The sequence below is a fragment of the Cupriavidus sp. GW823-FHT07A04 genome, assembly GCF_058794615.1.
The window spans coordinates 354,693-380,131 of the sequence record NZ_JBXAHA010000001.1 but is presented as its reverse complement, the minus strand read 5'-3'; the positions used below and the strand labels follow the sequence as shown (position 1 = coordinate 380,131).

The following is a 25,439-nucleotide window of genomic DNA, read 5'->3' as shown; positions in this document are numbered from 1 at the left end:
ACCGCGCTGAAACCACGCTGAAACCACGCTGAATTCGCGCTGAATTCGCGGCGCGCGGGGCACCGTCCGGCCTCCGCCCGGCGCGCCCCTTGTCCGCGCGCCTATGCCGGTGGCTCGCCCCGGCGGCGCTGCCACCACTCCTGCACCAGCCATAGCCCCAGGCCGGCCAGCGCGCCGGCCGCGTGCGAGATGCGCACGACCCCGAACCCCCACTGCGGGTCGAACACCACGGGCGCGAGCCACGACTGCTCAAGCCAGGTCTTGACCAACACGCCAAGGCAGAGCGCCACGCCGAGCACGCGCGACACGCCGCTTCCATAGAGCAGCCGCAGCCCGCCCCACAGGGCCAACCCGTGCAACGCGCCGGACAATCCGCCATACCAGCCCACCGACGGCACCCGGCATAACGCCAGTTGCACCGCAACGCCGCAGGCGAACAGGACCGCCAACATCGCGCCGGCGCGCGCCTCGCGGCCAATCAGCAGGAACAGGCCCGCGGCGGCCAGCAGGTCCGCCAGCCAGTGCTGCCAGCCAAGGTGGACCCACATTGCCGTCAGCAGGCGCCACCACTGGCCCGCCACGCCGTGGCCCATGACCGCATCGCGCAGATAGAGCCCGTGCGCGTGCAGCCACGGAATGAAGGTAAAAGCGGCACCCAGGGCGGCCGTGAGCGCCAGTACGGCCAGCACGCCCGGCCATCCCGGCCGGCGCGCCGCGCCAGCCGCCGGCACGTTCATTTGCCGCCGGCGGCAACCGGCTCGCCGAACACCGCTTGCCAGAGGGTGCGCACGTGTTCCGCCTGCTGCGCCACCACGGCCGGCGCAACCCGTGCGTGGACCTGCCCGTCCAGGCGCAGCTGGTGCTGGCGGGCACGGAACAGGCGATAGGCATCGCCCACTTCGCGCGCCAGCGTGGCATCGATCAGGCCGATTTCGCCGGCCGTGCGCAGCAGCGCGATATTGCCGGCATTGCGCGTGAGCGCGGGATGATCGTGGCTGTGCAGCAGCACGAGGTATTGCACCGTGAACTCGATGTCGACCATGCCGCCGCGATCATGCTTGAGGTCGAACAATCCGCTTGGATTGGGATGGCCATCGGCCACCTTGTGGCGCATGGCGACGATCTCGCCGCGCAGCGTGGCGGCGTCGCGCGGCTGGCGCAGGATCTCGTCGCGCAGGCTCTCGAAATGCGCGCCGATCTCGGGGTCGCCCGCGCAAAAACGCGCGCGGGTAAGGGCCTGGTGCTCCCACACCCACGCGGTGTTGTCGCCCTCGCGCTGCTGGTAGCGGCGAAAGCCCTCGAAGCTGGTCACCAGCAGCCCGGCCTCGCCGTTGGGGCGCAGGCGCGTGTCGACATCGAACAGCGTGCCGGCCGCGGTATGGCTGGTCAGCCAGGTGATCAAGCGGCGCGCGTAGGCGGCATAGACGTCAGGCGCGCGCTCGTGCTCGTCCTCGTAGAGGAAGATGATGTCGAGGTCGGAGGCATAGCCCAGCTCCTTGCCGCCCAGCTTGCCGTAGGCGATCACGGCAAAACGCGGCTGCTCGGCATGCCGGGTCGCCAGCTGGCGCCAGACGGCCTGCAGGGTCACCTCGAGCATGGCATCGGCCAGGTCCGACAGCCGGTCGGCGATCTGCTCGACGGTCAGCATGCCTTGCAGGTCTTGCAACAGGACGCGGAAAGTCTCGGCGTGGTGCTCGCGGCGCAGGATGTCCATCTGCGCTTCGATCTGCCCGTCGGCCGCGTCGAGGCGCGCGGCAAGGCGGCTGCGAAAGCCAGCCCAGTCGGGCGCGCCCGCCAGGGCATCGCTGTCGAGCAGTTCGTCGAGCAGCTGCGGGTGGCGGGTCAGGTAGGCGGCGGCCCAGCTCGATGCGTGCAGCGTGTCGGCCACGCGCGCCATCGCCTGCGGGTACTCGGAAAGCAGCGACAGGTAGGACGCGCGGCGGCTGATGGCATCCAGGAAATCGACAAAGCGGGCGATGGTGCGGTCGGCATCTTCCTGGCGCGAGGCCAGGTCAAGCGCGCGGTTGACCAGCAGGTCAAAACGCACCCGGCTGGGCTCGGACAGCGCACGGTAGCGCAGCGAGCCGCCGATGGCGCGCAGGCGGTCGAGCAGCCCGGTGCAATCGCCGAAGCCGGCTGAGGCCAGGCGTTCGCACGGCGGTTCATCCTGTTCTTCCTGGATCAACGCCGGCCACAACGCCTCGCACGGCGCGTGCGCTTCATCGGGGTCCGAGAAGGTGGCCTCGAACTGTTGCGCCACCGGATCCTGCAGCGACGCCAGCCGCTCGAGCAAGGCCGGCCAGTCGGCGCAGCCCATCATCTTCGCCACCGCCAGCTGCTCCTCTTCCGAGGTTGGCAGGTGGTGCGTCTGGGCATCGTCGCGATACTGCAGGCGGTGCTCGAGCTGGCGCAGGAAGCGGTAGGCGTGCGCCAGTTGCTCAGCCTGGCCCGCAGGCAACAGCCCATGCTCCACCGCCACCGTCAGCACCTCCAGGGTGGGCCGGATGCGCAGCGCCGGGTCCTGGCCGCCGCGGATCAGCTGGAAGACCTGTGCCATGAACTCGATCTCGCGGATGCCTCCGCGGCCGAGCTTGATATTGAAGGCACGCTGGTTGACGCGCTGGCCGCCGCCTGGCGCCGCCAGCCCGCCGCTGCGCTTGGCCGCCTCGGCGCGAATCTGCGCGTGCAGCGAGCGGATCGCCGCAATCACGCCGTAGTCGAGGTAGCGGCGGAAGACGAAGGGCGTGGTCAGGCTGGCCAGTTGCGCGGCGGTACGCTGCGCATGCGGGGTATCCAGCGCCGACACCACCCTGCCCTTGATCCAGGCGTAGCGCTCCCACTCGCGCCCCTGCACCATCAGGTATTGCTCCAGCATGCCGAAGCTGCAGGCCAGCGGCCCGGCGTCGCCATTGGGGCGCAGGCGCATGTCGACGCGGAACACGTAGCCGTCTCCGGTCACGTCGGCCAGCAGGTTGATCAGGCGCCGTCCCAGGCGGATGAAGTACTCGTGATTGGACAGGCTGCGTTGCCCGCCACGCGTGTCGCCGTCTTCGTCGTACAGGAAGATCAGGTCGATATCGGACGACACATTGAGCTCGCGGCCACCCAGCTTGCCCATGCCGACCACCACCAGCTCCTGGACTTCCCCACTGCTCTGCCCGACTGGACGGCCGTAGGTCGGGGCGAGGTCCGCTTCCAGCATGGCCAGGCCGTACTGGATGCCGAGCTCGGCCAGATCCGTCATCGCGCCGGTGACTTCGCCCAGCGTCGACTGCCCGCGCAGATCGCGCTCGATCACCACGCACATCACTTCCGCGCGCAAGCGGCGCAGCGCGCGCTTGATGGCGTCGTCCACGTCGGCCGACGGCGCATGCAGGACCTTGAGCCGTGCCTCCATCCAGGCGCGCGTGAGCGGCTGGTCGCGCGCGAGCGCGACGATGTCGGCCAGCTCGGGACGGGCCTGCACCATGCGGCGGGTGTAATGGGAATAGGCGGGCGAGTACAATGCCATGCCGGCGCAATCGACCGGCACGAGTTCAACGGCGGCCACCACCGCGAACGGGCCGGTGGCCATGTCGGCCACGGCCTGCCTGGCAGCGCTGGAAGTGTTGCCGGGCGCATGTTCGCCGGCAGCCCCATCGGTTGCGGCGGTATCGGGCGCGGCTGCGGAACTCGTCGGATCAGTGGAAGTCATTCCTGTTACTTGGTAGCGCGTGAGCCGGCCCTGGGCCGGCGCGCGCGTTATGCACGGCCGGTCAGGCACCGAATTGGAGAGCGCCTAGTATTGTCGGATAATCTGCGCATGTCCAGCCGCGCCACCCCACCTGCCGATCCCTCCGCCGCCACCGCCGGCGGCACGCCGGCACTCGAAGGGGCCGCCGGTGCAGGCTCACCCCCATCGCAGCAAGGCAGCCTGCGCGCGCTTGCGTTTGTGCGTGCTTGCGGCCGCGCCCTGCTCGCAGGCTTGCGCCATCCCGTCTGGCGCGGCCTGGGACGCGTGCTGGTGCGCCTGGCACTGGCGCTGGTGCTGCTGGCGCTGCTCGCCGGGCTCCTGATCCGCTTCGTGCTCTGGCCGCAGGCCTCGGCCGCGCGCACCTGGCTCGAGCAGCGCGGCTCGGTGGCGCTCGCGGCCCATTTGAGCATCGGCCAGCTGGATACCTACTGGGATGGCTGGCACCCCGCTTTCCATGCCCGCGACGTCAAGGCCGTCGATGCCGAGCAGCGCGTGCTGCTGGCGGCGGGCGAGCTTGACGGCAAGCTGTCATGGCGGTCTCTGTTCAGCATGGACGTGCTGTTCCAGCGGATCTCCGCCAGCCGGACCGACCTGCTGATCCGCCGCTCCGCCGACGGCAAGCTCAAGGTGGCCGGCATGGCCGTGGATACCACCGGCGCCCAGCCGCAGGACAACCGGCTGTTCGACTGGCTGCTGGCCCAGGGCAAGGTCGAGCTCACCGACGGCAAGCTGCGCTGGCTCGACGACAAGAACAAACTGCCACAACTGGACGTGGGCGATATCCAGCTCAGCGTGCAGCGCCACGGCTCGCGCCACACGTTCAAGCTCGAAGCGCAATCGGCCACGCTTGCGCCACGCCCGCTAGTGGTGCAGGCGGACTTCCGCCATGAGTACCTGCACCGCACCGGCGACTGGCACAACTGGTACGGGCAGGCCAGCTGGGATCTTGGCCGGCTGGAGCTCCCGGTGCTGCAGCGCTATCTCGCGGTCTTCGACCGGGTCACGCGCGGCACCTTCAGCACCGACGGCACCATCGAGTTTCGCGGTGGCCAGATCACCCGCAGCCAGGCCCGGCTGCGCGCCAGCAGCGTGGACCTGAAGCTCTCCGGCGCGCCCGAAGCGCTCAAGCTCGCCAGTGCCCAGGCCTTTGTCCTGCACCGCGCGGGGCGCGACCGCGACAACATCCTCACCATCGACACCCTGCTGTGGCAGCCCGAGCCCGCGGAAGGGCCGGCCGTGCCACCGGCACAGCAAGCGCAGGCGGCTTCCGCAGCCGCGGCCTCCCCCCCCGGCGGCGCCAGCGGCGAAGGCGCCTGGCGCGAGGGCATGCGCAAGGTAGTGGTCGGCTGGGCCACCGACAACAAGGGCGCGCTGCGCAAGTTCACGCTCAAGGCACCCACCTTCGACCTGAACACCGTGCGCGCGCTGGCCACCTCGCTGCCGCTCGACACCGCTTTGTCGCGCCAGCTGCGCGCGCTCCAGCCCTCCGGTCACGTCGACAACCTGGACGTGAACTGGACCCGGGATCGCCAGGGCATGCTGAGCCGCCGCGATGGCCAGCGCCACTTCAACGTGCAGGGCACGCTGCGCAGTGTCTCGGTGCTTGGCCAGCCCGCCAACCCGCCCGTCGGCGCGAATGGCAAGCCCCACCTGGGCGTGCCGGGCTTTTCGCGGATCTCCGGCAGCTTCAGTTTCGACGAACGCCAGGGCAGCGCCCGTTTTGAAGGCAACAACGCCGCGCTGATGCTGCCGGGCATGTTCGAGGATCCGCGCCTGTCGTTCGACCAGATCAACGGCGAAGTGCGCTGGACCAACGACAATGGCAAGCTGGCGGTGCGCACCGACGGCGTGCAATTCGCCAATGCGGATACCGCTGGCAGCGTACGCGGCACATGGCACGCCGGCGGCGACGGGCACGGCGGCATTGCCGACCTGACCGGCGAACTGACCCGCGCCCAGGTCAGCCGTGTGCCGCGCTACCTGCCCATGGGCATACCCGCCTCCACGCGCCAGTACCTGGCTGGCGCCCTGGTCGGCGGCGATGCCAGCGGCGTCAAGTTCCTGCTCAAGGGCGACCTGGAGCACTTCCCCTTCCACAGCCCGTTCGAGGGCGCCGGCGACTTCCGGGTCGAGGTGCCCATCCAGCATGTCAGCTACCAGATCGCGCCCCATGTCAGCGCGCCGGCGGGCAGCGCTGCCAGCGCCAGCAATGGCGGCAAGGCCTGGCCGAACTTCACCGACATCAACGGCCACTTGCTGTTCGAGCGCGGCGGCCTGTCGTTCGTCGCGCAGCGCGCCGGCGTGCAAGGCGCCACCGGCGTCACGCTGCAGGACGTCAATGGCCGCATCGCCGACCTCGGCGAGCATGGCCGCCTGGTGCTGGACGGCAGCGCCAGCGGGTCGATGGCAGGCTTCCTGCGCTTCGTTGCCGCCAGCCCGGTGCGCGACTGGACCGGCCAGGTGCTGACGGATATGCGCGCCCAGGGCAACGGCGAGCTTCGGCTCAAGCTTGACCTGCCCCTGACCGAGGCGCAGGCGACCAAGGTCGACGGCCAGTTCCGGCTGCCCGGCAACGAGGTGGTGCTGATCCCGCAATTGCCAGTGCTGGCCGGCACCACCGGCGTCGTCGCCTTCAACGAGCACGGCTTCCAGCTCAACGACCTGCGCGCCCGCTTCCTGGGCGGTGAGATTCGCGCTGGCGGGGGCAGCCAGCCCGACGGCACGATCCGGGTCAATGCCGGTGGCAACCTCACCGCCCAGGGCATCCGCGAAGCGTTTGGCGCCTCGCCGGCGGCCGGGCTGGTACAGAAGCTCGAAGGCAGCACCGCCTACAGCGCCGTGATCGGCGTGCGCGATCACCAGCCCCAGATCACGGTCGCATCGGAGCTGGCCGGGCTGGCGGTGAACCTTCCCGCACCCATGGCCAAGAGCGCGGCGCAGGCCGTGCCAATGCGCTTTGAGCTGCGCCCGTCGCCCGCCCGCGCCGGCAGCGAGGAGATGCTGGCGCAATACGGCAACGTGCTCAATGCACGCTACCTGCTGCGCCGCAATGGCGACGCTGTGGAAGTGCAAGCCGGCGGGATCGGCATCGAGCAGCCGGCACCGCAGCCCGCCAGCGGCGTCACCGCGGCGCTCACGGCCAGCCGCTTCGACCTGGACGCGTGGCGCGCCCTGCTGGCGGAAGCCAGCAAGGCCAGTGCAGGCAATGCCGCACCGGTGTCCGCCTACCTGCCGGAACGCATTTCCGCGCGCGCGCGCGCGCTGCACGCCTTTGGCCGCGAGTTTGACGATGTCGTGCTCGAGGCCACCCGCGAAAGCGCTGGCTGGGGCATGCAGATCGAGTCCCGCCAGGTGGCGGGGAACCTGCGCTGGCGCAGCGATGCGGCCACCCCCGCAGGCGCGCTCACGCTGCGCCTGTCGCATCTGAGCATTCCGGACACGGGCGACGCCGCCAGCGCCGGCGATCCGCTCGACGGCAGCACCAGCGACCTGCCCGCGCTGGACCTGGTTGCCGATCGGTTCGAACTGCACGGCCGCGACTTCGGCAAGCTGGAGGTCAAGGCGCGCTCCAGCGAAGACGGCGGCGAGCCCGTATGGACACTGGACCGTCTGGTCATCGAGCAACCGGGCGCGACATTTACCGGCAGCGGCAGCTGGCGCTTGCCGCGCCGGGTGCGCGAAGGCGCTGCCGCCGAGCGCCGCACGCTGCTCGACTTCAAGCTCGACGTGCGCAACGGCGGCCAGGTGCTGGAGCGTATGGGCCTGCCCCACATGCTGGCTGATGGCCACGGCACCTTCGAAGGCCGGATCGGATGGCGCGGCTCGCCGCTGTCGATCGACTACCCTACCTTGTCGGGCCGGATGAAGCTGCAGCTGGAGAATGGCCAGATCCTCAGCGTGGACCCGGGCGCGGCCAAGCTGCTGGGCGTGCTCAGCCTGCAAGGCCTGATGCGGCTGGCCACCTTCGACTTCCGCGGCGTGGCGGGCCAGGGCATGGTGTTCGACGAGATCACCGGCACCGGCACGATCGAGAACGGCGTGGCCAGCACCAAGGACTTCGCGCTCAAGGGCGGACAGCTGCGCGCCTCGATGACCGGCAGCGCGAACATCCCGCGCGAAACGCAGGACCTGGACGTGACGGTCGTGCCGCGCATCAACGCCACCTCCGCCTCGGTGGCGGCGGCGTTCATCAATCCCGCGCTCGGCATCGGCACACTGGCGGCGCAGTTGCTGTTCGCTGACGAATTCTCCAAGGCCTTCAGCCGCCGCTTCCATATCAGCGGTGGCTGGGCGAACCCGCAGATCATCAAAGTGGGGGAGAATAAGACCGATTCGCCGCCCGTGCAGGGTTTGTTCAATCGTGTCTACCCGGCGCCATAACCGTAGCGACCGGCCCTGCCGTCCGAGCCCCGCCGCGCAGCCGCCGCAAGCCAAGGAAACCGCTTCATGACCGCAAATGCCTCCGCATCAGCACCCAGCGCAGCCCCTAGCTCGGCCCACGGCGCGACCCCTTTTCGCGTCGCTGCCATCCAGACCATCAGCGGGGTTTCGCCCGAGGCCAACCTGGCCCGCGCCGACGCGCTGATCGCGCAGGCCGCCAAGGGCGGCGCCGAACTGGTGCTGCTGCCGGAGTACTTCTGCATGATGGGCCTGCGCGAAGGCGACAAGGTGGCGATCCGCGAGCGCGACGGCGACGGGCCGATCCAGTCATTCCTGGCCGATGCCGCGCGCCGCCACCGGATCTGGCTGGTCGGCGGCACCCTGCCCTTGTGGTGCGAGGACGAGGCCCGCGTCTACAACACGTCGCTCGTCTACGACCCGCGCGGCGAACGCGTGGCGCGCTACGACAAGATCCACCTGTTCGGCTTCACGCGCGGCACTGAAAGCTACGACGAATCGCGTACCATCCTGGCCGGCCAGACCCCGGTCAGCTTCGAGGCGCCCTGTGGACGGGTCGCCATGTCGGTCTGCTATGACTTGCGCTTCCCGGAGCTCTACCGCCAGCTCGCCGAGAGCGGCGGCACCAGCTTGATTTTGATGCCGGCCGCCTTCACCTACACCACCGGCCAGGCACACTGGGAGATCCTGCTGCGCGCCCGCGCCATCGAAAACCAGTGCTATGTGCTGGCCGCCGCACAGGGCGGGAAGCACGAGAACGGACGGCGCACCTGGGGCCACTCGATGCTGATCGATCCCTGGGGCGAGGTGATGGCGGTGCTGCCGGAAGGCGAAGGCGTGGTGAGCGGGCTGATCGACCCCGCGCGCCTGGACGAGGTGCGGCAGAACCTGCCTGCGCTGCGCCATCGGGTGCTGTAGCATGTACAAGCAATGACCTGGCCGATTCCCCGATTCCCCGATTCCCGGGAATCGCCAGCATCCCAGATTTTTACGCGGCGGCGTCATTTCGCCACCGCGGCACGACGATAAAGGACAACCATGAACGCCGGCGACCTCGGAATCCGCAACCTCGCCACCGCCCAGCAGTTGCTGCTGGCGCCCTACGGCCTGGACGAAACCAATCTGCAGCGCGTGCTGGCGGACATCTTCACGCATAAGGTCGACTACGCCGACCTCTACTTCCAGTACACCCGCAACGAGGCGTGGAGCCTGGAAGAAGGCATCGTCAAGTCGGGCAGCTTCAGCATCGACCAGGGCGTTGGCGTGCGCGCCGTGTCCGGCGACAAGACCGCCTTTGCCTACTCCGACGACATCAGCCTGGACGCCTTGCTCAAGGCCGGCTCAGCAACCCGCACCATCGGCCGCGCTGGCAGCGGCCGCGTCAAGGTGGCGAGCAAGATGGCCTCCCAGGGCGGGCGCAACCTGTACTCGCCCAATGACCCGCTGGACTCGATGGACGCCGCCGAAAAGGTGGCGCTGCTCGAGCGCGTGGAACGCATGGCCCGCGCCAAGGACCCGCGCGTGGTGCAGGTGATGGCAGGCCTGGCCGGCGAATACGATGTGGTGCTGGTGGCGCGCAGCGACGGCGTCATCGCCGCCGACGTGCGCCCGCTGGTGCGGGTCTCCGTCACGGTGATCGCCGAGCAGAACGGACGCCGCGAGATCGGCTCCTCCGGCGGCGGCGGGCGCTATGCCTACGGCTATTTCACCGATGAGCTGCTGCGCCAGTACGTGGACGAGGCCGTGGCCTCGGCGCTCGTCAACCTCGAGGCGCGTCCGGCTCCCGCCGGTGCGATGACCGTCGTGCTCGGCCCGGGCTGGCCCGGCGTGCTGCTGCACGAGGCCATCGGCCATGGCCTGGAAGGCGACTTCAACCGCAAGGGCTCGTCGGCCTTCGCCGGCCGCATGGGTGAGCGCGTGGCGGCCAAGGGCGTGACGGTGGTGGACGACGGCACGCTGGCCAACCGCCGCGGCTCGCTCAACCTCGACGACGAGGGCAACCCGACCCAGTGCACCACGCTGATCGAGGACGGCATCCTCAAGGGCTATATCCAGGACACGCTCAACGCGCGCCTGATGAAGATGCCGGTAACCGGCAACGCACGCCGCGAGAGCTACGCTGCGCTGCCGATGCCGCGCATGACCAACACCTACATGCTCAATGGCAACCGCGACCCGCAGGAGATCATCGCCAGCGTCAAGCGCGGCCTCTACGCGGTCAACTTCGGCGGCGGCCAGGTCGACATCACCAACGGCAAATTCGTCTTCTCCGCCAGCGAGGCTTACCTGATCGAGGACGGCAAGATCACCGCCCCGGTCAAGGGCGCCACGCTGGTCGGCAACGGCCCGGAATCGCTCAAGGACGTCACCATGATCGGCAACGACATGCGCCTGGACTCGGGCGTGGGTGTGTGCGGCAAGGAAGGCCAGAGCGTGCCGGTGGGCGTGGGCCAGCCGACCCTGCGCATTGAGAACATGACGGTGGGCGGCACGGCCTGATTGCCGTCCCGCTGGTCGGGCAGGTCGGGCGCGGTCCCTAGCCGTTCAGGGCCGCGCCTCGTAGATCAGGTTGAACGGCGTTTGCGCCGCCCGGCGAAAACGCGAAAACCCGCCCTGCTGCACCACCGATCGCATGCGTGCCTCGCCCGACTGGGCGCCCAGGCACAGGCCCACCTCCTGCGAGCGCGACGCTGGCGTGCAAATGAAGGTCGAGGCCGAGTAAAACACCCGCCCGACCGGGTTCAGGTTGTCTTCGAGCCGGTCGTTGGCGAAAGGCTCGACGATCATCCAGGTGCCGTCCGGGCGCAAGGTCTCGCGCACATGCGCGGCGGCGCCTACCGGATCGCCCATGTCGTGCAGGCAGTCGAACACGGCCACCAGGTCGTAATCCTTGCCGCCATACTCCTTGGCTTTTGCCACCTCGAAATGCACGCGGTCCTGCACGCCGGCGCGCGCCGCCGCCTCGGTGGCAAAGCGGATCGACGGCTCGTGGTAGTCAAAGCCGTAGAACTCCGATGCCGGATACGCCTGCGCCATGATGATGGTGGAGGCGCCATGCCCGCAGCCCACGTCGGCCACGCGAGCGCCAGCCTGCAGCCTGGCCTGCGCATCCTCTAGCGCGGGAATCCATTCCGCCGTCAGGTGCGCCGCATAGCCCGGACGGAAAAACCGCTCGGTGCCGTGAAACAGTGACGGATCGTGTTCATGCCAGCCCAGCCCGCGCCCGTTGCGAAAGGCGTCCACGATCTTGGGAATCGCCTTGAACTGCGCGACGGCAATCTGGAAGGCGCCGGGAATAAAGGCCGGACTACCCTCCTGGGCCAGCGCGAAGGCCTGCTCCTCGGTCAGGCTGAACAGATCGGTGGCCGGGTCGTACGCGACATAACCGCTGGCCGCCTGCGCGGACAGCCACTCGAGCAGATAGCGCTCATCGGTATGGGTTTTCTCGGCCAGCACCTGCACTGTCATCGGTTTCTCGGCCAAGGCTTTGTACAGGCCAAGCGTATCGCCGACCACGATGGTGGCTGCATGCATCACCGCGCCCAGATCCTGGACGAACTGCCCCATGAAGGCGTTTAGCCTCCCCTCATCGATCGCCATGATGTTTCCCTCCCCCCCTCAGCCCCGCGTGCCTGAGCTGCCCGGCACGCCGCGTTCGCCTGTCTTCCCCCCGGGCAAACCGGTGCAGGCGCCGCCGCCGCACTGCGGTGCGCGCTGGCGACGCCTATACTGGCCTCATTCATGTTGGTTCACGCACGGGAAGGCGCCAATACGCAGCATTGCGTACCCGCGCGCTACCCAAAGCCGCCGCAATGCTCACATCCAGCCGCTGCCAGGATGGCCAGGCGCTCTCCATGCTCGCCAGGCTGACCGCGCGCGAGCAGCAGGTGCTGCGCTGGCTGGCGCACGGCAAGACGGACCGCGAAATTGCGGGCATGCTCGGCATCAGCGCCCGCACGGTGCAAAAGCACCTCCAGCATGTGTACGTGAAGCTGGGCGTGGAGAACCGCACCGCCGCTGTGATGCGCGGGCTGGAACTGGATCCGGGCGCCGCCATGGAACGGCCGGAAATTGTGGCCAGTCCAATGCCGGACGCTTGCCAAGCCCCTTAAAACGCGCTATAAAGATGCTTCGTTACCCGATGGTCAACGGCCTCAGCCGGCAGAATTGGCAAGGCCGGCGCAATTTTCTGCCATCTCGTGACGCATTGCCGCAAATAACCGACGCCATTTGAGCCGCATCCCATCCATGTCCGCTAAGTTTTATTTTTACTTTTTTAGCGATCTCGCACCGCTGGCGGATGGAGAGGGACGATCGTAAGTGCCTCCAGAATTCAAAAAAAGCCGCCAGCGAACCTGGCGGCTTTTTTTATACCGGCCCGCACCCAGCTCTAGCCCAGACACCCCAAACACACGACCCTACAAAATCCGGAGCCATCATGCTGAAGAACACCGACGACCTGCGCATTCGCGAACTCAAGGAATTGTTGCCCCCGGCGCACCTGATCCGCGAGTTCGGCTGCTCCGAAAAGGCGTCCGACGTGATCTATGGCGCGCGCCAGTCCATGCACCGGATCCTGCACGGCATGGATGACCGCCTGATCGTGATCATCGGCCCCTGCTCCATCCACGACACCCGCGCCGCGCTCGAGTACGCCAAGCTGCTCAAGGTCCAGCGTGACCGTTTCGCCGGGGAGCTGGAAGTCGTGATGCGGGTGTATTTCGAAAAGCCCCGCACCACCGTGGGCTGGAAGGGCCTGATCAACGACCCGCACATGGACGGCAGCTTCAAGATCAACGACGGCTTGCGCACCGCGCGCGAACTGCTGCTGAACATCAGCGAGCTGGGCGTGCCGACCGGTACCGAATACCTCGACATGATCAGCCCGCAATACATCGCCGACCTGGTCAGCTGGGGTGCCATCGGCGCACGCACCACGGAAAGCCAGGTGCACCGGGAGCTCGCCTCCGGACTGTCGTGCCCAGTTGGGTTCAAGAACGGCACCGATGGCAACGTCAAGATCGCTGTCGATGCGATCAAGGCCGCCTCGCAGCCCCACCATTTCCTGTCGGTGACCAAGGGCGGGCACTCCGCCATCGTGTCGACCTCGGGCAATGAGGATTGCCACATCATCCTGCGCGGCGGCAAGGCGCCTAACTATGATGCCGCCAGCGTGCAGGAAGCCTGCGAAGCGATCTCCAAGGCCGGCCTGGCCGCGCGCCTGATGATCGATGCCTCCCACGCCAACAGCAGCAAGAAGCACGAGAACCAGATCCCGGTCTGCGAGGACATCGGCCGCCAGATGGCCGCGGGCGACGAGCGCATCGTCGGCGTGATGGTGGAATCCCACCTGGTGGGCGGCCGCCAGGACCACGCCCAGGGCACGCCGGTGGAAGACCTCACCTACGGCCAGTCGGTCACCGATGCCTGCATCGGATGGGACGATTCGGTAAAGGTGCTCGAAACCCTGGCCAGCGCCGTCAAGGCACGCCGCCTGGCCAAGGGCACCGGCAACTGAGCCGCCTGACGCGGCCCGGGGCGCTTGCGCACCGGGCGCGCGGGCAAAGAAAAAGCCGCTGGGACCAGCGGCTTTTTCTTGTTCCGGACCCGCGCGCGGCCTGGGCCGGCGCCGTCTGGCTTACTTCTTCAGGACCAGGCCGCCCGGCAACGATTCGATGTAGGCGGCGATATCCTTCAGCTCATCCCGGGTGAAGGGACGCGGCTTGCCATCCTTGCCCGTCACGCCGGGGTTGGCGTTGACCTGGCCAGCCATGATGGCGTTGGAGCGGCCCACCTGCGGGTTGGTGGTGATCTGGTAGGCAGCCAGCGCGTGGTACAGGTAGTCGGCATGCTGGCCGGCCAGCTTCGGGTAATCCGGGGTGATCGGGGCATTCAAGCCGGCGCCGTGGCAGGCCGCGCAGTTGCCCTTCTCCACCAGCGCCTTGCCGCGCGCGAGGTCGGCAGCCGAGGCGGTGATGGCCGAGGCGCCCAGCACGAGTGCGCCGATCGCGAGCGAAAGCGTCTTAAGCGTATTCATGGGTGGGTCCTCTTACTTCTGGGTGTTGTTTTGCGTGCTGGAAGACTGCTGCGCGTAGTAGGCAGCCACGTCGGCGATGTCCTGGTCGGTCAGGGTCGCGGCAATGCCACGCATGGTCGGGTGCTTGCGGTCGCCCTTCTGGTATTCCTTGAGCGCATTTTCGATGTACTTGGCGTTCTGGCCGCCGAGCAGGGGCACCTGGTACACCTCGGGGAAGGAGGCGCGATAGCCGGGAATCCCATGGCAACCAATACACATCGCGACCTTGTTTTTGGCGGCGTCCACATTGCCCTTGACTTCCTGGGCTTGCGCAGCCGTTGCGGCCGCGCCCAGCACCACCATCGTGAGGAGCTTTTTCATTGTCGTAGCTGATTGGAAGTGTTAAACCCTGCGTGACCTGCCCAACCGGTCGGAAATGGCTTCAGAATGCGTCCGGCCGGACCGTATCTGCCCGCGGGTAGATGCGGTGCTGCCAGCGTGGGCCGGATACCCGGGCGCCGTGGTAAGCGCTGCCGGTGCATCTCGGCGTTGTCTCCGCCTCATTCTGTAACCATCTCTTGTCATCGCCGCCTCCCGGCAAGGACCGCGGGAGTGACAAGGCGGACAAAGCGAGGGGGGTGGAGTCTTGGACGTGGGGGGCGCGTCAAACCGCCGCATTGTACAGCACGCTGCACGTGGCAGTCCAGCATGGCACGGCGAGCCACACGCGAACCGAAAAGCTCTTTTATACTGGCCAATTCCGACACGCACAAACCCCTTCAGGTTGCCCCATGTCCAACACCACCAACGCCAGCCAGAACCAGCAAAACCGTTTCGAAGGCACGCAGCAATACGTCGCCACCGATGACCTCAAACTGGCCGTGAATGCCGCCCGCGCCCTGCAGCGCCCGCTCCTGATCAAGGGCGAGCCCGGCACCGGCAAGACCATGCTGGCCGAGGAGGTGGCCGCGGCGCTCGGCATGCCCCTGCTGCAGTGGCACATCAAGTCCACCACCAAGGCGCAGCAGGGCCTGTATGAATACGACGCGGTGTCGCGCCTGCGCGATTCGCAGCTCGGCGACGACCGCGTCCACGACATCCGCAACTACATCATCAAGGGCGTGCTTTGGCAGGCCTTCGAGGCCGACCAGCAAGTGGTGCTGCTGATCGACGAGATCGACAAGGCCGACATCGAATTCCCGAACGACCTGCTGCGTGAAATCGACCGCATGGAATTCTATGTGTACGAGACGCGCGAGCTGGTCAAGGCGCGCCACCGCCCGCTGGTGATCATCACCTCGAACAACGAGAAGGAGCTGCCCGACGCCTTCCTGCGCCGCTGCTTCTTCCACTACATCAAGTTCCCCGACGCGGAGACCATGCAGCGCATCGTCGACGTGCACTATCCCGGCATCAAGCGCGAGCTGGTAGCCGCGGCGCTCGAATCGTTCTACGAGATGCGCAACCTGCCGGGCCTGAAGAAGAAACCCTCCACGTCGGAACTGATCGACTGGCTCAAGCTGCTGATGGCCGAGGACATCCCGCCCGAAGCGCTCAAGAGCCCGGACAAGAAGGCCGCGATCCCGCCGCTGCATGGCGCGCTGCTGAAGAACGAGCAGGACGTGCACCTGTTCGAGCGTCTCGTCTTCATGAACCGCGCCAACCGCTGAGCGCCGCGCCATGGCACGCTTTATCGAACCCGTCACCCTGCGCGGCCAGCACGCCTTGCTGGAGCCGCTGCGCCCGGAGCATGAGGCCGAGGTACAGGCCGCCGTCGCCGATGGTGAGCTGTGGAAGCTCTGGTACACCTCGGTGCCGGCGCCGGACCAGGTGCGCGCGTGGACCGACACCGCGCTGCTAATGCGCGAGCAGCAGGGCGCGATGCCGTTTGTGATCCGCGAAGTCCGCGACGGCGTGCCGGGCGCGGTGGTGGGCGCGACGCGTTACTTCAATGTCGACGGCGCCAACCGGCGCCTGGAGATCGGCCATACCTGGCATGCGCAGCGCGTGCAGCGCAGCGCCGTGAACACCGAATGCAAGCTGATGCTGCTCACGCACGCGTTCGAGCAGCTGGCATGCATCGCCGTGGAATTCCGCACGCACTGGATGAACCACCAGAGCCGCACCGCCATCGCCCGGCTTGGCGCCAAGCAGGACGGCGTGCTGCGCAACCACCAGCGCATGCCCGACGGTTCGCTGCGCGATACCGTGGTGTTCTCCATCATCGCCAGCGAATGGCCGACGGTGAAGCGCCACCTGCAATACCGCCTGGACCTGCCGGGGCGTGCCTCGTGAACCGGCACGCAAACCGCCGCACCCGCTCCGGGAAACTCTAAGCGAGCCCACCATGCTGATCGATTTTTTCTTCTCGCTGCGCCACGCCAAGCTGCCCGTCTCGGTCAAGGAATACCTGACCATGCTGGAAGCGCTCAAGGCCGAGGTGATCACGCCGTCGATCGACGAGTTCTACTACTTGTCGCGCATGACGCTGGTCAAGGACGAGAAGCACTTCGACAAGTTCGACCAGACCTTTGCCGCCTACTTCAAGGGCATCGAAAGCCTGGTCGACTGGAAATCCGACATCCCCCTGGACTGGCTGCAAAAGACGCTGGAGCGCGAGCTCTCGGCCGAGGAAAAGGCCAAGATCGAAGCCATGGGGGGCCTCGACAAGCTGATGGAGCGGCTCAAGCAGCTGCTCGACGAGCAAAAGGAAAAACACGAGGGCGGCAACAAGTGGATCGGCACCGGCGGCACCTCGCCGTTCGGGCACGGCGGCTATAACCCGGAAGGCATCCGCATCGGCGGCCCGTCCAAGGGCAACCGCACCGCCATCAAGGTGTGGGAAACCCGCGCCTACAAGGACTACGACGACCAGGTCGAACTCGGCACGCGCAATATCAAGGTGGCGCTGCGCCGCCTGCGCCGTTTCGCGCGCGAAGGCGCGGAAACCGAGCTGGACCTGGACGACACCATCCACTCCACCGCCGCCAATGCCGGCCTGCTCGACATCAAGCTGCGCCCGGAGCGCCACAACAAGGTCAAGGTGCTGATGCTGATGGACGTCGGCGGCTCGATGGACGACCACATCAAGCGCGTGGAGGAATTGTTCTCGGCCACCAAGACCGAGTTCAAGCACCTGGAGTACTACTACTTCCATAACTGCGTGTACGACTACGTCTGGAAGAACAATCGCCGCCGCCATGCGGAGAAGATCGCCACGTGGGACCTGATCCACAAGTACACGCCGGACTACAAGGTGATCTTTGTCGGCGATGCCACCATGAGCCCGTACGAGATCCTGCAGCCCGGGGGCTCGGTGGAGTACAACAACCCCGAAGCCGGGGCGGTATGGCTCAACCGCCTGATCGAGCAGTTCCCGCGCTTCGTCTGGCTCAACCCCGAACCCGAAGGCCTGTGGCAATACCGGCAGTCGGTCACGGTGATCAACCAGATCATGAAGTCGCGCATGTATCCGGTCACGCTCGGCGGACTGGAGCAGGCGATGCGCCTGCTCTCCAAGTAACGCCACCGGGTCTGGACTGCTGCCCCTGTGTTTCAGGCGCGCAGCAGTCCGCCCAGCATTCCCCCCTGCTCGCCCCCGCCCCCCCGCCCGCGCCCGAACAGCGTGCGCGCCACGCGCTCGCTATCCAGCCCGAAGCTCTGTGCCGCTGCCGCGGCGATCAATCCATCCAGTTCCGTGGTCGGCGCCAGGTCGCGCCCCTGGTAAAGCGATCCCTGCGCCAGCCCCGGCCAGTCGGCCAGCACGCGCCCGCCTTTGACCCCGCCGCCCAGCAACATCGCCGCCGCGCCGGTGCCGTGATCGGTGCCGCCGGTACCGTTGGCAGCGGCGGTGCGCCCGAACTCGGTGGCCACCAGCACGGTGGTGCGCTCCCATGACGGGCCCAGCCCGTCGCGCAGTGCTGCCAGCATGGTGTCCAGGGCCTTGAGGCGAGCCGCCAGGCGTGGCGCTTGCGCACTGTGCGTATCCCAGCCACCGGTCTCGATCATGGCAATGCGCGGCCCGTCCGCGCGCGCCAGGAAGCCGGCTGCTAGACGGCCGAGGCTGGCCGGGTCCTGGCGCGCACCGGCGTCGCCTGCCAGCCCGCGTGCCTGCATGGCCGCGTTCCAGAGCGGATGCAATTGCGGATCCATCTCGTAGAGCTGCCCGACGCGGGCGAGCAGGTCATCGGGCGCTGACGGCAGTGCCGATGGCGCATAGGAGCCGACCTCCACCGGCCCGCGCAGCGCCGCCGGCACCGTGGGCGCGAAGGCGATGGCATTCTCGGGCCGCTTGGGCAGCAGGCTCACCAGCCGGTTCATCCAGCCATCTTTCACCTGGTAAGGCGCGGCGCCGCCGGTCTCCAGCACGTTCTGGCCGTCGAAGTGCGAACGTTCGCGATATGGCGATGCCACTGCCTGCACGAACAGCGCCTGCCCGGCGGCGTACATCCGTGCCGTTTCCGTCAGCGCGGGATGCAGCGCGAACGTGCCATCGAGCTTGGTGGCTTGCGCCGCGTCGATGGCCAGCGCGCCACGCAGGCGGGCGTAACCAGGATCGGCGTAGGGAATAACCGTGTTCAGGCCATCGGCGGCACCGCGCTGGATGACGAAGACGAAGCGGCGATCGGAATCGACGCTGGCGAGCGTGAGGCGCGGCAACGCAAGCATGGCGGCGGCACCGCCCGTCGCGCGGAGGAAATCTCGGCGGGAAAACATGGCAATCACCTCCGTTGAAAATCGGGCGACACCAGCAGCAAGGCCAGTGCGGTCTGCGCGCTTTCGGCACGCGCGATGGCGGCAGCGGTTGGTGCCGACAGCGTGCCCGCAAGCAGCTTGGGGCCGAGCTCGCGCGCGTCGATCCGGTCGCCGACGCGTGCGGCCAGCCGCTGCGCCAGCTCAACCCGGCGCACCAGCGCATCGGGTGCGGCCCAGCTTGCGGCAATGTCGTCGTAGCCCGCTGGCGAGCCCGGGCGCCAGACCGGCTGTCCGAGCTGGGTCAGCATGGGCGCGAAGTGCTGTGCGCCCGCCTCGCGCAGACCCAACCCGCGCAGGGAGGAAAGGGTCCACTCCCACGGCGTCTTGAATTTTGCCGGCTCGCTGGCCCAGGCCTCGGGCGACTGCACCAGCGCGCGGTACATCTCGGGCAGCGCGCCACCGCTACGCAGGTACGCCTGCGACACGCGCGCCACTAGCGCGGGCGGCGGCGCATCGGCAACGAAGTGGCGCACCAGCTTGGTGGCCAGGTGATTGGCCGTGGCCTCGCTCTGTGCAAGATCATGCAGCACGGCCAGCGCCTGCGCCTCGCCCTGCTGCGGGTAGCTGCGGCCGAGGATAGTGCGGGTGCCAGGCTCATGCACGCGCGCGCGGAACTGGAAGCGCCCGGGCTCGCCGTCGTCGCGCGCGCCCAGGCCGCCGATGCTCCAGCCGGTCAGCGCACGCGCGAACTCGGTCACGTCGGCCTGCTGGTAGCCGCTGCGCACGCCGAGCGTATGCAGCTCCATGATTTCACGCGCGAGGTTTTCGTTCAATCCGAGCTGGCGCTCGGGTGCGCGCTGCGCAGCCACCCGCGCGGCCATGCTGCCGGGGCCGATCGAGCGGACCTGGTCCAGGAAGACTTGCATGGCGGGATGGCGCTCCACCGCGACCAGCATGTCCTCGAAGCGTCCGAGCACATGCGGGCGGATCGCCTCGGCCTCGAAGGCGCCGGCCAGCGCGGCGACGGCCGGCTTCTCCACCGAGACCGCGAAGTGGTTGGACCAGAAATGCACCAGCCGCTCGACAAACGGCGCTTGCGTCACCAGCGCACTGGTCACGCGCGCGTCGACGGCATCGCGATAGGCCTCGCGCGTCTCGCGCTGCAATTGCTGGCGTGCCGCGGTCTTCGCATCGGCCTGCGCCTGGCGCACCTCGCGCTGCTGGGCGCCGAACTCGCCGGCCAGCGCGGCCGTGTCCGGCTGCGCGCTCCAGGCCGCGGGCCTGGCCTCGTAGTGCGCGAACTGGCCCAGCAGCCAGCCACGCGGATCGGCCGGCAGCGGCTCGTCCGGGCGCGCGCCCAGCCCGAACCGGTTGACCGCGACAGCCGCAGCCGTCATGGCGGTGTTTGTCATGCGTTGCTCCCCTGGGAAGTGCCTGTTGGCTTTGTCGCTATCGCCATTGCCATCGTTGTCGTGGTCGATCGCCGCATCATGGCGCCGCCTTCGCGGGCCGCGCCTGGCCGGTGCGCAGCGGGCCGCGCTGGACCAGTGCATCGGCCAGAGTCTGCCGCTCCTCGGGCGACAGCGTGGCGGCGAAATCCACCACGCTGCTTTCCAGGCGGGCACGCACCGCGGCATCGGCCTCGCGCGTGCGGGCCAATGCCGCCGCCAGCGCGTCGCGCTCGAACTGCGGCTGCCGCAGCAATTGCTCCACCTGGTGGCGTCCGTCGCGCGCGGCGTCCACGTCCGACGCCGCGGCACGGCGCGCCGCGCGCAAGCCTTGCAGGAATTGCCTGCGCTGCTCGGCCTCCAGCCCGTCGGCGGCAAAGCGCAGGCCGCGCGGCTGCGCGGCCGCTTGGCGCTCCACGGCGTACCAGCGATAGCCGCCACCGCCAATCGCGCCCAGCAGGAACACGTTGACCAGCACGGAGACCGCCAGCGCTACCTTGAGCCGCTTCGGCGTACGCTCGTTCATTCCTCGCTCCCGTTATGCGCCATGCCACCAAAGCCGGTCGGGGCGTAGGGCAGATCGATAGCGGCCGGCGCCGACACCGTGGCCAGCACGGCCGAGACCAGCAACGCGCCCGCCAAGGTGCCGGCCAGGCCGACGCCGGCCAGCCCTAGCCCGGACCACCACCACGGCGCGCGCGGCGCGGGCGCGCTCTGCGCAATGCGGCGCTGCAACGCCATCTCCGGGGCGGCCACCTGATGCGCGGCCAGCAAGCGGTCGAGCGCGGCGGCTTCGGCCAGCGCGCCACGATGCCCGGGCGCGGCAGCCATGGCCTGGCCCGCGGCGCGCTCCCCTTCGGGCCAGCGTGCCGGATCGGCGCCATAGCTCTCGGTCAGTGCGCGAAATCTCTCGGGTGTCATCGCAAATCCTCATGATGGCCGTCTTGCATGAGCAAATCGCGCAGGTTGCGGCGTGCGCGAGCGAGCAAGCTTTCCAGCGCCTCGATACTGATGCCCATCAGCGCGGCGGCCTCGCCATTGGGCAACTCCTGGTAATACTGCAGCACCAGCGCCTCGCGCTGGCGCGCGGGCAGCTTCGCCAGCGCCGCGCCTACGCGCGCGCCCTGCGCCGCCGCATCCAGCGCTTCCTCGGGCCCAGCCCCGGGCGTCGCCTGCTCGGGTCCCAGCTCCATGGCCTGCTCGCGCACGCCGCGCAAGCGGTCGTAGCAAAGGTTCAGCGCCACACGATGCAGCCAGGTGTCAAAGCGCGCCCGCCCGGGTTGCCAGCGCGCGGCCTGCTTCCACAACCGCACGAAGACTTCCTGCGCCACGTCTTCCGCTTCGCCGCGGTCGCCCAGCATGCGCGTGGCCAGCGCCAGCACGCGCGGCAGCTTGCGCGAAACCATCTCGCGCACCGCGGCTGCATCATGCCTGCCGACCCGCGCCAGCAGCGCATCGTCCGGATCTGTGTCGCTCAATGGGTGTGGTTCCGCGTTGCCGGTTCGTCCTTCTCATATGCCGCGCCCCCCTGGGGCGGGCGCGGCTTGCCTCGTCAGTAAACAAAAACCGGCGCGCGATAGTGGTAATAAGCGGGCCGGGCCGGCACGATCACACAGCCGGACAACGTGACGGCGAGAAGCGCCGCGATCAGAAGGCTTTTCATCGGTTACCCCTTGCTGTGGTGACTGCCATCGCGTTTGACGAATGCCATGCCGCTCATGGCGCCCAATGCCCTTCGACCCAGCGCCATTGCGGGCCACGCGCCACCCAGTGCCCCGGCACCCAGCGGTAGCCCGCCCTGGCCGGGCGCCAATGGCCGCCCACCCAGACGTAGGCGCCATTGCGCCATTGCCAGTGGCCCGGATCCCAGACATAGCCGCCGCGCGCGGGCGGCAGGACCTCCTGGCGCATCGGCGGGGGCGCCGCGGGTGCAATCACGATGGTTTGAGCGAATGCCGGCGCCAGCGCGAACGCCGCCGTCACGGCGACGCCCAGGCGGATAAGGCGAGATGAGAGGGGCATTGGTCTGCGCATGAGAGCCTCCAGTCCATGATCCACAGCCTGGCGCGGTTTGCACGCAGGCTTGTCATTCATGTCTGTCATGTCTCTTAAACGCAGGCGGGTGGAAAAAACCGTCGCGGAAAAGCGTAAGTTTTGATTACAGCGGCGGCGCGCGGCTCACGCCACCACGTCGACGCCTTCCATCACCCACTGGCGAAAGGTCTGCAGCGCCGGCAGATGCTGTTTCTGCTCGGGATAGCAAAGGTAGTAGCCCTTCTTGCTCAGCACCCGCGCCGGATGCGCCACCACCAGCACGCCGGTGGCGAGTTCCTCCTCGATCAGGCAGCGCGGGATCAGCGCGATGCCGAGCCCCGACATCGCCGCCTGCGTCAGCAGCGAGAACTGGTCGAAGCGCGCGCCGCTCCACGCCTTGCGGGTCGCCACGCCAAGCTCGGCGAACCAGTCGGGCCAGGCTTCGGGTACGGTGGTGTGATGCAGCAGGGGAAAACGCAGCAGCGCCGAGGGCACGCGCGCCATGCCTTCCGGCTCGCCGGCCAGCAGGGCCGGGCGGCACACGGGAAGCACTTCGCGGCCAGTCATGTAGTCGGCAAGGCTGCCGGGCCACATGCCGTCGCCGAAGCGGATGGCGGCATCGAGGTCGGGCTGGGAAAAGTCGTAGCCCTGCGCGTGCGGCACGAATTCAAGGCTGACGTCGGGATGCTTCTCGAAGAATTGCGGCAAGCGCGGAATCAGCCACTTGGCGCCCAGCGTGGGCATGCTGGCGATATGCAGGGTGCCGCCGCGGCCCTGCTTGGCGATCAACTCCACCGTGGCGGCCTCGATCTCGGTCAGGCTCGGGCGGATGCGGTCCAGGTAGCGCTGGCCGGCATCGGTCAGCATCAGGCGCTGGCGCACGCGCTCGAACAGTTCCACGCCAAGGAAGGCCTCCAGGCTGCGCACCTGCTTGCTCACGGCACCCTGGGTGACGTGGAGCTCCCGCGCCGCGGTGGTGAAGCTGTTGTAGCGTGCGGCAGCCTCGAAGGCCTGCAATTCAGTCAGCGACGGACATAAGCGTCGCATAGATAACCCCTTACTTCACTACCAAACGGAATGATCGCACGATTTTATTTCGTTTGCGGTGTGCCTGCACGAACAAGCAGAATCAGGGAAGCCTTTCTTTTCCGCGCTTTCACCGCTTTCACCGCTTTCACCGCTTTAATCGCTCTCCTTCTCTCCTCCCTCCATTCAGGAACCGAACCATGCAACGCCGTAACATGCTCCGCCTCCTTGCCGCCGCCACTGGCGCCGCCGCCGCCGGCCTGTCGCTGTCGGCCGCTGCCCAGGGCACGTACCCGACCAAGCCGATCTCGCTGGTTGTGCCGTTCCCGGCAGGTGGCACCACCGACATCGTGGCGCGCATCGTGGCCGACAAGCTCGGCCAGCAACTGGGCCAGACCGTGGTAGTGGACAACCGCGGCGGCGCCGGCGGCAGCATTGGTACCGGTTACCTGGCCAAGGCCGCGCCGGACGGCTACACCCTGGGCATCGCCACCGCGTCCACGCACGGTATCAACCCGGCCGTGTACCCGCGCCTGTCGTACGACGCCACCAAGGACTTCACCACCATCACCAACCTGGCTTCGGTGCCCAACGTGATGAGCATCAACCCGGCGGTGAAGGCCAACGACATGAAGGCCTTCATCGCGCTGGCCAAGGCCCAGCCGAACAAGATGGCCTACGGCTCGGCCGGCAACGGCAGCGTCTCGCACATGATGGGCGAGCTGTTCAAGATGAGCAGCAAGACCGAGCTGCTGCACGTACCTTACAAGGGCGTGGGCCCGGCGCTCAACGACGCGCTGGCCAACCAGGTGCAGGTGCTGTTCGACAACCTGCCGTCCTCGCTGCCGTTCATCGAAGGCGGCAAGCTGCGCGCCCTGGCCGTGGCCTCGCCCAAGCGCGTGCCGGCCCTGCCCAACGTGCCGACATTTGCCGAACTCGGCCTGCCTGAAGTCAACGACGCCGCCTGGTTTGGCCTGATCGCGCCGGCCAACCTGCCCGCCGACGTGCAAGCCAAGCTGCACGACGCCACCGTGAAGGTGCTGGCGCTGCCAGAAGTAAAGGCTAAGCTGGAGAAGCTGGGCGCGGTGCCGGTTGGCAACACGCCGGCGCAATTCGCCGCGCAGATCAAGTCCGAAGTGGCGAAGAACAAGCGCATCGCCGCCGCAGCCAAGATCACCCTGGATTAAACGACGCACATCATGACGGAAGCAGACCGAAAGACCGGGCTCAGCCCTTACCTCCTGCAACTGCCGCAAGGCGAGAGCAGCCCGCTCTTTCTCGATTCGCCGCATAGCGCCACCAGCTACCCGGCCGATTTCCGGCCGGCGGCCGGCCTGCCCCTGGCGCTGCTGCGCCAGGCCGAAGACACCTTCGTCGACGAGCTGTACGCCGACGCTCCCGCACGCGGCATTGCACTGCTGTGCGCGGGCTTCCCGCGCAGCTACCTCGATGCCAACCGCGGCATCGAGGAAATCGACGAAGCCGTGCTCGACGCGCCCTGGCCCGGCCCGCGCCAGGAAACCTCCAAGACCCGTCTTGGCAAGGGCCTGGTGTGGCGCGTGCTGGATACCGGCGAGGCCATCTACGACCGCAAGCTGAGCGTGGCCGAGGTGCAGGCGCGCATTACGCAGTACTACCTGCCCTACTACGCGCAACTGCAAAAGCTGGCCGACCAGGCCATCGCCACGCACGGCAGCGCCTGGCACATCAACTGCCACTCGATGCCCAGCCAGGCGGCGCAGTACGCCACCGAGCATCCCGGGCTGCAGCATCCGGACTTCGTGGTGGGCGACCGCGACGGCACCACCTGTGACACGCGCTTCACGGACCGCGTGGAAGGCGTGCTCAAGGAGATGGGCTACGACGTCTGGCGCAACCACCCCTACAAGGGCGTGGAAATCGTGCGCGTGGTGGGCCAGCCGGCGCAAAAGCGCCACAGCCTGCAGCTTGAGATCAACCGCAAGCTGTACATGGACGAAGTCGGCCTGGTGCACAACGCGGGCTTCGGCAAGCTGAAGGCAGACCTCAACGCGCTGCTGGACGACCTCAAGGCCTTCGTCAAGACAATCTGAGCGGGTTCAGCGTTTTC

The 25,439-nt window shown here is 67.9% G+C and carries 22 protein-coding genes; 10 read left to right on the top strand and 12 right to left on the bottom strand.

The window, feature by feature from the left end; genetic code table 11:
* Positions 1–101: 101 nt before the first annotated feature.
* Positions 102–737: a rhombosortase gene (gene rrtA, locus AC1Q7Q_RS01740; protein ID WP_492375767.1), complete on the bottom strand. Its 636-nt coding sequence runs from the start codon at positions 735–737 to the stop codon at positions 102–104.
* Positions 734–3,574: a bifunctional [glutamate--ammonia ligase]-adenylyl-L-tyrosine phosphorylase/[glutamate--ammonia-ligase] adenylyltransferase gene (glnE, locus tag AC1Q7Q_RS01735; RefSeq protein ID WP_492375774.1), complete on the bottom strand. Its 2,841-nt coding sequence runs from the start codon at positions 3,572–3,574 to the stop codon at positions 734–736. The genes rrtA and glnE overlap by 4 nt, the downstream gene beginning before the upstream one ends.
* A 228-nt stretch (positions 3,575–3,802) precedes the next feature.
* Between glnE and AC1Q7Q_RS01730 the strand changes: the two genes are divergently transcribed.
* The 3 genes from AC1Q7Q_RS01730 to tldD all read left to right on the top strand — a co-directional run bounded on the left by AC1Q7Q_RS01730 (position 3,803) and on the right by tldD (position 10,630).
* Positions 3,803–8,113, top strand: a complete 4,311-nt coding sequence (locus AC1Q7Q_RS01730) for a YhdP family protein (RefSeq protein WP_492375768.1) — start codon at positions 3,803–3,805, stop codon at positions 8,111–8,113.
* A 66-nt stretch (positions 8,114–8,179) separates the two neighbouring features.
* Positions 8,180–9,049: a carbon-nitrogen hydrolase family protein gene (locus AC1Q7Q_RS01725; RefSeq protein ID WP_492375769.1), complete on the top strand. Its 870-nt coding sequence runs from the start codon at positions 8,180–8,182 to the stop codon at positions 9,047–9,049.
* A gap of 120 nt (positions 9,050–9,169) precedes the next feature.
* The gene (tldD, locus tag AC1Q7Q_RS01720; protein ID WP_492375770.1) at positions 9,170–10,630 is read left to right on the top strand and encodes a metalloprotease TldD; all 1,461 of its coding nucleotides are present in this window, start codon (positions 9,170–9,172) and stop codon (positions 10,628–10,630) included.
* Between the two features lie 45 nt (positions 10,631–10,675).
* Here tldD and AC1Q7Q_RS01715 read toward each other — a convergent pair whose 3' ends face one another.
* A complete protein-coding gene (locus AC1Q7Q_RS01715; protein ID WP_492375771.1) occupies positions 10,676–11,731 on the bottom strand; it encodes a class I SAM-dependent methyltransferase in 1,056 nt (351 codons plus the stop codon).
* 212 nt (positions 11,732–11,943) lie between these two features.
* Between AC1Q7Q_RS01715 and AC1Q7Q_RS01710 the strand changes: the two genes are divergently transcribed.
* Both AC1Q7Q_RS01710 and aroG read left to right on the top strand, forming a co-directional pair.
* Positions 11,944–12,243, top strand: a complete 300-nt coding sequence (locus tag AC1Q7Q_RS01710; RefSeq protein WP_492375772.1) for a helix-turn-helix domain-containing protein — start codon at positions 11,944–11,946, stop codon at positions 12,241–12,243.
* Positions 12,244–12,569: 326 nt separating this feature from the next.
* Positions 12,570–13,649, top strand: a complete 1,080-nt coding sequence (gene aroG, locus AC1Q7Q_RS01705; RefSeq protein WP_416048049.1) for a 3-deoxy-7-phosphoheptulonate synthase AroG — start codon at positions 12,570–12,572, stop codon at positions 13,647–13,649.
* Positions 13,650–13,769: 120 nt separating this feature from the next.
* Here aroG and AC1Q7Q_RS01700 read toward each other — a convergent pair whose 3' ends face one another.
* Together AC1Q7Q_RS01700 and AC1Q7Q_RS01695 are read right to left on the bottom strand one after the other, a co-directional pair.
* Positions 13,770–14,168, bottom strand: a complete 399-nt coding sequence (locus tag AC1Q7Q_RS01700; protein ID WP_441633577.1) for a c-type cytochrome — start codon at positions 14,166–14,168, stop codon at positions 13,770–13,772.
* A 12-nt stretch (positions 14,169–14,180) separates the two neighbouring features.
* Positions 14,181–14,528 carry a c-type cytochrome gene (locus AC1Q7Q_RS01695; protein ID WP_043344837.1) on the bottom strand — a complete coding sequence of 116 codons (348 nt, stop codon included), beginning with the start codon at positions 14,526–14,528 and terminating at the stop codon, positions 14,181–14,183.
* Between the two features lie 410 nt (positions 14,529–14,938).
* Between AC1Q7Q_RS01695 and AC1Q7Q_RS01690 the strand changes: the two genes are divergently transcribed.
* The 3 genes from AC1Q7Q_RS01690 to AC1Q7Q_RS01680 are packed head-to-tail and all read left to right on the top strand — an operon-like array spanning position 14,939 to position 17,670.
* Complete coding sequence (locus AC1Q7Q_RS01690) at positions 14,939–15,817, top strand: AAA family ATPase (RefSeq protein ID WP_043344836.1); 879 nt, start codon at positions 14,939–14,941, stop codon at positions 15,815–15,817.
* A 10-nt stretch (positions 15,818–15,827) separates the two neighbouring features.
* On the top strand, positions 15,828–16,442 hold the full coding sequence (locus tag AC1Q7Q_RS01685; RefSeq protein WP_492375773.1) for a GNAT family N-acetyltransferase: 615 nt from the start codon (positions 15,828–15,830) through the stop codon (positions 16,440–16,442).
* A 52-nt stretch (positions 16,443–16,494) separates the two neighbouring features.
* Complete coding sequence (locus AC1Q7Q_RS01680; protein WP_006156773.1) at positions 16,495–17,670, top strand: vWA domain-containing protein; 1,176 nt, start codon at positions 16,495–16,497, stop codon at positions 17,668–17,670.
* A 32-nt stretch (positions 17,671–17,702) separates the two neighbouring features.
* Here AC1Q7Q_RS01680 and AC1Q7Q_RS01675 read toward each other — a convergent pair whose 3' ends face one another.
* The 7 genes from AC1Q7Q_RS01675 to gcvA form a co-directional block, all read right to left on the bottom strand.
* Positions 17,703–18,863, bottom strand: coding sequence for a DUF1501 domain-containing protein (locus tag AC1Q7Q_RS01675; RefSeq protein ID WP_492387124.1), 1,161 nt, complete (start codon positions 18,861–18,863; stop codon positions 17,703–17,705).
* A 5-nt stretch (positions 18,864–18,868) separates the two neighbouring features.
* Complete coding sequence (locus AC1Q7Q_RS01670) at positions 18,869–20,254, bottom strand: DUF1800 domain-containing protein (protein ID WP_492376730.1); 1,386 nt, start codon at positions 20,252–20,254, stop codon at positions 18,869–18,871.
* Positions 20,255–20,330: 76 nt separating this feature from the next.
* Positions 20,331–20,816 (bottom strand): periplasmic heavy metal sensor, encoded by a 486-nt coding sequence (locus tag AC1Q7Q_RS01665; protein ID WP_174422869.1) that lies wholly within the window; start codon positions 20,814–20,816, stop codon positions 20,331–20,333.
* Positions 20,813–21,211 (bottom strand): hypothetical protein, encoded by a 399-nt coding sequence (locus AC1Q7Q_RS01660; protein ID WP_492376729.1) that lies wholly within the window; start codon positions 21,209–21,211, stop codon positions 20,813–20,815. The genes AC1Q7Q_RS01665 and AC1Q7Q_RS01660 overlap by 4 nt, the downstream gene beginning before the upstream one ends.
* On the bottom strand, positions 21,208–21,768 hold the full coding sequence (locus AC1Q7Q_RS01655; protein WP_492376728.1) for an RNA polymerase sigma factor: 561 nt from the start codon (positions 21,766–21,768) through the stop codon (positions 21,208–21,210). The genes AC1Q7Q_RS01660 and AC1Q7Q_RS01655 overlap by 4 nt, the downstream gene beginning before the upstream one ends.
* 238 nt (positions 21,769–22,006) lie before the next feature.
* A complete protein-coding gene (locus AC1Q7Q_RS01650) occupies positions 22,007–22,312 on the bottom strand; it encodes a YXWGXW repeat-containing protein (RefSeq protein WP_492376727.1) in 306 nt (101 codons plus the stop codon).
* Between the two features lie 156 nt (positions 22,313–22,468).
* The gene (gene gcvA / locus AC1Q7Q_RS01645) at positions 22,469–23,371 is read right to left on the bottom strand and encodes a transcriptional regulator GcvA (RefSeq protein WP_441633559.1); all 903 of its coding nucleotides are present in this window, start codon (positions 23,369–23,371) and stop codon (positions 22,469–22,471) included.
* 179 nt (positions 23,372–23,550) lie between these two features.
* Between gcvA and AC1Q7Q_RS01640 the strand changes: the two genes are divergently transcribed.
* Both AC1Q7Q_RS01640 and AC1Q7Q_RS01635 read left to right on the top strand, forming a co-directional pair.
* Complete coding sequence (locus AC1Q7Q_RS01640; RefSeq protein WP_150983798.1) at positions 23,551–24,537, top strand: tripartite tricarboxylate transporter substrate binding protein BugE; 987 nt, start codon at positions 23,551–23,553, stop codon at positions 24,535–24,537.
* Positions 24,538–24,549: 12 nt separating this feature from the next.
* On the top strand, positions 24,550–25,422 hold the full coding sequence (locus AC1Q7Q_RS01635) for an N-formylglutamate amidohydrolase (protein WP_492376726.1): 873 nt from the start codon (positions 24,550–24,552) through the stop codon (positions 25,420–25,422).
* Positions 25,423–25,439 lie beyond the last annotated feature (17 nt).

Bases quoted from the DNA above. Each gene is read 5' to 3' on its own strand.
- AC1Q7Q_RS01675 (WP_492387124.1), bottom strand. From the start codon at position 18,863: ATGTTTTCCCGCCGAGATTTCCTCCGCGCGACGGGCGGTGCCGCCGCC.
- aroG (WP_416048049.1), top strand. From the start codon at position 12,570: ATGCTGAAGAACACCGACGACCTGCGCATTCGCGAACTCAAGGAATTG.
- AC1Q7Q_RS01690 (WP_043344836.1), top strand. From the start codon at position 14,939: ATGTCCAACACCACCAACGCCAGCCAGAACCAGCAAAACCGTTTCGAA.
- AC1Q7Q_RS01680 (WP_006156773.1), top strand. From the start codon at position 16,495: ATGCTGATCGATTTTTTCTTCTCGCTGCGCCACGCCAAGCTGCCCGTC.
- AC1Q7Q_RS01670 (WP_492376730.1), bottom strand. From the start codon at position 20,254: ATGACAAACACCGCCATGACGGCTGCGGCTGTCGCGGTCAACCGGTTC.
- rrtA (WP_492375767.1), bottom strand. From the start codon at position 737: ATGAACGTGCCGGCGGCTGGCGCGGCGCGCCGGCCGGGATGGCCGGGC.
- AC1Q7Q_RS01685 (WP_492375773.1), top strand. From the start codon at position 15,828: ATGGCACGCTTTATCGAACCCGTCACCCTGCGCGGCCAGCACGCCTTG.
- AC1Q7Q_RS01635 (WP_492376726.1), top strand. From the start codon at position 24,550: ATGACGGAAGCAGACCGAAAGACCGGGCTCAGCCCTTACCTCCTGCAA.
- AC1Q7Q_RS01710 (WP_492375772.1), top strand. From the start codon at position 11,944: ATGCTCACATCCAGCCGCTGCCAGGATGGCCAGGCGCTCTCCATGCTC.
- AC1Q7Q_RS01715 (WP_492375771.1), bottom strand. From the start codon at position 11,731: ATGGCGATCGATGAGGGGAGGCTAAACGCCTTCATGGGGCAGTTCGTC.
- AC1Q7Q_RS01700 (WP_441633577.1), bottom strand. From the start codon at position 14,168: ATGAATACGCTTAAGACGCTTTCGCTCGCGATCGGCGCACTCGTGCTG.
- AC1Q7Q_RS01665 (WP_174422869.1), bottom strand. From the start codon at position 20,816: ATGAACGAGCGTACGCCGAAGCGGCTCAAGGTAGCGCTGGCGGTCTCC.
- AC1Q7Q_RS01725 (WP_492375769.1), top strand. From the start codon at position 8,180: ATGACCGCAAATGCCTCCGCATCAGCACCCAGCGCAGCCCCTAGCTCG.
- glnE (WP_492375774.1), bottom strand. From the start codon at position 3,574: ATGGCCACCGGCCCGTTCGCGGTGGTGGCCGCCGTTGAACTCGTGCCG.
- AC1Q7Q_RS01650 (WP_492376727.1), bottom strand. From the start codon at position 22,312: ATGCCCCTCTCATCTCGCCTTATCCGCCTGGGCGTCGCCGTGACGGCG.
- gcvA (WP_441633559.1), bottom strand. From the start codon at position 23,371: ATGCGACGCTTATGTCCGTCGCTGACTGAATTGCAGGCCTTCGAGGCT.
- AC1Q7Q_RS01730 (WP_492375768.1), top strand. From the start codon at position 3,803: ATGTCCAGCCGCGCCACCCCACCTGCCGATCCCTCCGCCGCCACCGCC.
- AC1Q7Q_RS01695 (WP_043344837.1), bottom strand. From the start codon at position 14,528: ATGAAAAAGCTCCTCACGATGGTGGTGCTGGGCGCGGCCGCAACGGCT.
- tldD (WP_492375770.1), top strand. From the start codon at position 9,170: ATGAACGCCGGCGACCTCGGAATCCGCAACCTCGCCACCGCCCAGCAG.
- AC1Q7Q_RS01640 (WP_150983798.1), top strand. From the start codon at position 23,551: ATGCAACGCCGTAACATGCTCCGCCTCCTTGCCGCCGCCACTGGCGCC.
- AC1Q7Q_RS01660 (WP_492376729.1), bottom strand. From the start codon at position 21,211: ATGACACCCGAGAGATTTCGCGCACTGACCGAGAGCTATGGCGCCGAT.